Here is a 4,909-nt window from a genome sequence, read left to right as displayed (position 1 = left end):
GGCTCTTCCACCGCGCGCAGGATCAGCTTGATGCCAGCTTCCTGGTCGGGGTTGTCGCCCTTGATCGTGCCCGCAGCCTGCTTGGCGCGCAACAGCGCCACGCCGCCACCGGCCACGATGCCTTCTTCGACGGCGGCACGGGTTGCGTGCAGCGCGTCTTCGACGCGGGCCTTCTTTTCCTTCATCTCGACTTCGGTCGCGGCACCGACCTTGATGACCGCAACGCCACCGGCCAGCTTGGCCACGCGCTCCTGCAGCTTTTCACGGTCGTAGTCGCTGGTGGCTTCGTCGATCTGCACGCGCACTTGCTTGACGCGCGCTTCGATCTCGGTTGCGCCACCATGGCCGTCGATGAGGGTCGTGTTTTCCTTGCCGACTTCGACCCGCTTGGCCTGGCCCAGATCGGCCAGTGTGACCTTCTCGAGCGTCAGGCCGACTTCTTCGGCGATGACCTTGCCGCCGGTCAGGATGGCGATGTCCTCGAGCATGGCCTTGCGGCGGTCGCCGAAGCCTGGCGCCTTGACGGCCACGACCTTCAGGATGCCGCGGATGGTGTTGACCACCAGCGTGGCCAGTGCTTCGCCTTCAACTTCTTCGGCAATGATCAGCAGCGGACGGCCCGACTTGGCGACTTGCTCCAGTGTTGGCAGCAGGTCACGGATGTTGGAGATCTTCTTGTCGTACAGCAGCACGAAAGGGTTGTCCAACAGAGCAGCTTGCTTCTCTGGGTTGTTGATGAAGTAAGGGCTCAGGTAGCCGCGGTCGAATTGCATGCCTTCGACGACGTCCAGTTCGTTGTCCAGCGACTTGCCGTCTTCGACGGTGATGACGCCTTCCTTGCCGACCTTGTCCATTGCGTCGGCGATGATCTTGCCGATCGACTCGTCGCTATTGGCCGAGATCGAGCCGACTTGAGCGATTTCCTTGGAAGTCGTGGTGGCCTTGGAGGCCTTCTTCAGCTCGGCGACCAGGGCAGTCACTGCCTTGTCGATGCCGCGCTTCAGGTCCATCGGGTTCATGCCGGCGGCCACATACTTCATGCCTTCGCGCACGATGGCTTGGGCCAGCACGGTTGCTGTCGTGGTGCCGTCACCGGCGTTGTCGGAGGTCTTGGAAGCAACTTCCTTGACCATCTGCGCGCCCATGTTCTGCAGCTTGTCCTTGAGTTCGATTTCCTTGGCCACGGACACACCGTCCTTGGTCACGGTAGGGGCGCCATACGAGCGCTCCAACACCACATTGCGACCCTTGGGGCCCAGCGTGACCTTGACCGCGTTGGCCAAGATGTTCACGCCTTCAACCATGCGGGCACGTGCTTCGCCGCCGAAAATTACGTCTTTTGCTGCCATGACAATTTCTCCAAATCCGATTGTTTACCAGGGACGCGGGCAAGTCGGATAGCCTGCAGCGCAAATCTCTAGTCAGTTGGGGACAGAGCAGCCCCTGCGTACAGGGTCAGGTCTGTCCCGCAAATCATTTATTTTTAAACAACGGCGAAGAGATCCTCTTCGCGCATTACCAACAACTCATTGCCGTCGATTTTGACGGTCTGGCCGCTGTACTTGCCGAACAAAACGCGGTCACCGACCTTGACGTTCAGGGCGATCAGGTCGCCGCGGTCATTGCGCTTGCCGTTACCGACGGCCAGCACTTCGCCTTGATCGGGCTTTTCGGCTGCTGCGTCAGGGATGAAGATGCCCGAGGCAGTCTTGGTTTCTTGTTCGAGACGTTTAACGATCACGCGATCGTGCAAAGGACGCAAATTCATCACTTCTCCTAGAGAGTTTCGACACTTTTAGTTCGAGGCGTTCGGCTGGGCCGGCCACCCCGATGAGGGAAAATTAGAGATCCGCGCAATCCGACGAGGTCGGGCTGAGGAATCGTTAGCACTCGCAAGGCATGAGTGCTAGCAAAATGATTATATGGGCGAGTGCCGAGCTTTCAAGTCCCCGGTTGTGCTTCATTCTTGATTGGTGTGATGCGCAACAGGCTCACGAGCCCGGCCACCAAGGTCAGCAGCGCCCCGATCCCGAGACCGAGTCTGGGCGCGGTGTCGGTTGACGCCATCGTGAACAGCAGGGTCATGAGGACGCCGCCGGCGGTTTGCCCGGCCAGACGGGCGGTGGCCTGCATGCCGCCGGCGGCGCCGGTTCGTTCGCGCGGCGCCGAAAGAAACATATTGCGGTTGTTCGGCACCTGAAAAAGGCCAAAGCCGAGGCCACACAAGATCGTGAACGGCAGCAGCGGCAGAGCGCTGCCATGCAGCGGCCAGAGTGCGAGAGCTGCGAGCCCGAGCGCCAGACAGGCGCCACCCGCGGCACAAAGCCATGCTGTCGAGACGCGATCCGCGAGATGCCCCGCCAATGGGGCCGCGATCGCCACCGTCAGTGGCCAGGGAGTCAGATAGAGCCCGCTCATCAGGGTGTTCTGTCCCAGGCTGTGCTGCAGATAAAACGGCAGTGCCAGCAAGCCCATGGTCATGCCCGTGAAACAAAAAAACGAGGCCAGCACCGAAGTGCGAAAAGATCCCATGTGAAGAAGATCCAACGGAATCAAGGGCGCGACCTTGGGCTTTTCTCGCCGGATCAGCGCCGTCAAACTGATGACTGCCGCCCCCGCCAGGGCGCCAGCCCATACCGGTTGCGCCGTCAGCAGTTCCGCGCCGATGACCAGCGCGGCAAAAACGGCGGCATTCAGCCCCACACTGAGCCGGTCAAGTGGCCGCGCCGTGCCGGTGTTCGCCGGCAGCGCACGGCCCGCGAGCAGTACCAAGCCGCCCAGCGGCAGGTTCACGGCGAATAGCCAGGGCCAACTCGCCACCGTCAGCAGCAAGGCGCCGAGGCTGGGGCCGGCCGCAGAAGCCAGGGCCACGGCGAGCGCGTTCCAGCCGATGGCGGCGCCGAGCAGGTGCTTGGGAACCGCCAGGCGCAGCAAGGCGATGCCCAGCGCCATGATGGCGGCCGCTCCGAGCCCCTGCAGAAGGCGCGCCGCGACGAGCCAGGGCAGCGACGGGGCCAGTGCACACAAGGCGGATGCGACCGTGAAAAGCGCGACGCCGCTCGTGAAGACGCGGCGCAAGCCCAGGCTTTCGCCGAGTGCGGCGCAGGGCAAAAGGCCCATCACCAAGGCGGTTTGGTAGGCGGTGATGATCCAGATCGACATACCTGGTGTCACCTGCAAGGAGCGCGCCATGCTTGGCAGCGCCACGTTGGCGATGGCGGCGTCAAGCACGGCCAGCACCATGGCTGCGAGCACGGCAGCAATCGCCAGCTTGCGGCGCGACCCTTGGAGCCCGTGGTTTGCATCATCGGTTGGCGGCGCGCTGGCCAAGGAGGCGGCATTGATCATGGCTGTCCCGCGGTCCAGCCGCCGTCCCGTTCGACGTAGCGCGTCAGCCGCCGTGCTTCTTGGTCCTCCTTCTTCAAGTCGCGTTCGGTGAAGCGAAACAGCAAGGCGGGTCCGGTCACACAGCGCGTGTCATGGATGTCTCCGGGCAAATAGGCCTGCACCTGACCGGGCCGCAGCAGCGTCGAGCCCCGTTTCACCAAGCGAGCACTGCCGTCCGGTTGCGCTAGCCGCGCATAAGTACCCATCTCAATTGCACCTTGCTGCACCGCATAAATGACCCAGGCGCGGCCATGGTCGTGGGGCGGCCGGTACAGCCCCGCCGGTTCCGTGTGCGCCAAGAGCACGAAGCCATGCTCGGGGTCGCGGTGCAGTTCCTTGTTTGCTGGGCCTTCCCGGTGCAGGGCCGCCAACCAAGCCTCGGCGGCTGGGGCCTTGAGCAAGGCCTCCAACTGCTCGCGGCATGCCGCGACCACCTCGGTGCTGAGGGGCCCCCAGGCGGATTTGATCCCCGCCATCGATGCGTCAAGCGTATTGCTATCCATGAATATCTCCTACGGTTCCGCTCGAACGACCGCCGTTCAAGCGCATGTCCAGAAGATAGTCATTCGCCAGAGATAGCGGAAGGCGCATGATCTGCACTCAATACATGCGCGGCACGCCATGTCATGAACAGCAACGGAGCCTCAGCTTGGCCAGACCCGATCTCAATTTGCTCGTCACCCTGGATGCGCTGCTCGCCGAAGGCAGCGTGGCGGGTGCGGCTCGGCGGCTGCGTCTGAGTCCGTCGGCGATGAGCCGAGCGCTGGCGCGGTTGCGCGAGGCCACCGGCGATCCGCTCTTGGTGCGCGCGGGACGGGGCATGGTGGCCTCGCCCCGCGCGCTCAAGCTGCGCGACTCTATCGGTCAACTCGTCCAAGACGCCGAAGCTGCGCTGCGGCCCGCCGGCAAGCTTGATCTCGGCCAAGTCGAAAGAAGCTTCACGCTGCGGGCCAGCGAAGGCTTCGTGGAGAACTTCGGGGCCGGCCTGCTGGCGCGCATGGCTGAACAAGCCCCTGGCGTGCGCCTGCATTTTCTGCACAAGCTGGAGAAGGACAGCGGACCGCTGCGCGACGGTTCGGTCGATCTGGAGACGGGCGTGGTGGATCAAGCCATTGGTCCGGAAGTGCGCGCGCAGGCTTTGTTCAGTGACCGCTATGTCGGCGTCGTACGGGCGGGACACCCGCTGTGCGAGGGCGACATCACCCCGGCCCGCTTTGCTGCCGCAAAACACGTCCACGTGGCGCGGCGGGACAGCGACCAAGGCCCCATCGACGCCGCTCTGGCGAGCCTGGGGCTGCAGCGACAGATCGCCACCATCGTCGGCGGTTTCTCGGCCGCGTTGGCCTTGGTGCGGGCCTCGGATTTGGTCGCCTGCGTGCACGAGCGGCACACCGGGCTTCTGTACGCGGGCATGCACAGCTTTGAATTGCCGCTGCCAATTGCGCCGTTTACCGTCTCCTTGCTCTGGCATCCGCGCTTGGACGCAGACCAGGCACATCGCTGGCTGCGCGGCTGCGTTCGC

Annotated in this window: 5 protein-coding genes; 1 reads left to right on the top strand and 4 read right to left on the bottom strand. The window is 63.6% G+C overall.

Features of this window, described 5'->3' with window-relative positions:
* The 4 genes from groL to RMO57_RS16360 all read right to left on the bottom strand — a co-directional run.
* Positions 1 to 1,349, bottom strand: a 1,349-nt coding sequence (gene groL / locus RMO57_RS16375) for a chaperonin GroEL (RefSeq protein WP_310388406.1), incomplete at its 3' end; no start/stop codon positions are given.
* 134 nt (positions 1,350 to 1,483) lie between these two features.
* Positions 1,484 to 1,768: a co-chaperone GroES gene (gene groES, locus RMO57_RS16370; RefSeq protein WP_310388404.1), complete on the bottom strand. Its 285-nt coding sequence runs from the start codon at positions 1,766 to 1,768 to the stop codon at positions 1,484 to 1,486.
* Positions 1,769 to 1,941: 173 nt separating this feature from the next.
* Positions 1,942 to 3,348: an MFS transporter gene (locus RMO57_RS16365; RefSeq protein ID WP_310388402.1), complete on the bottom strand. Its 1,407-nt coding sequence runs from the start codon at positions 3,346 to 3,348 to the stop codon at positions 1,942 to 1,944.
* On the bottom strand, positions 3,345 to 3,890 hold the full coding sequence (locus RMO57_RS16360; RefSeq protein WP_310388400.1) for a hypothetical protein: 546 nt from the start codon (positions 3,888 to 3,890) through the stop codon (positions 3,345 to 3,347). The genes RMO57_RS16365 and RMO57_RS16360 overlap by 4 nt, the downstream gene beginning before the upstream one ends.
* A 146-nt stretch (positions 3,891 to 4,036) precedes the next feature.
* On the opposite strand from RMO57_RS16360, the gene RMO57_RS16355 reads away from it, so the two are divergent.
* On the top strand, positions 4,037 to 4,909 hold an 873-nt coding region (locus tag RMO57_RS16355; RefSeq protein WP_310388398.1), incomplete at its 3' end, for a LysR family transcriptional regulator.

The sequence above is a fragment of the Roseateles sp. genome (genome assembly GCF_031397715.1).
In the GTDB taxonomy this organism is placed as follows: domain Bacteria; phylum Pseudomonadota; class Gammaproteobacteria; order Burkholderiales; family Burkholderiaceae_C; genus Paucibacter_A.
This window is presented reverse-complemented; position numbering and strand designations above follow the sequence as displayed.

Excerpts from the sequence above, each read along its gene's own strand:
- groES (WP_310388404.1), bottom strand. The coding sequence starts at position 1,768 with ATGAATTTGCGTCCTTTGCACGATCGCGTGATCGTTAAACGTCTCGAA.
- RMO57_RS16365 (WP_310388402.1), bottom strand. The coding sequence starts at position 3,348 with ATGATCAATGCCGCCTCCTTGGCCAGCGCGCCGCCAACCGATGATGCA.
- RMO57_RS16360 (WP_310388400.1), bottom strand. The coding sequence starts at position 3,890 with ATGGATAGCAATACGCTTGACGCATCGATGGCGGGGATCAAATCCGCC.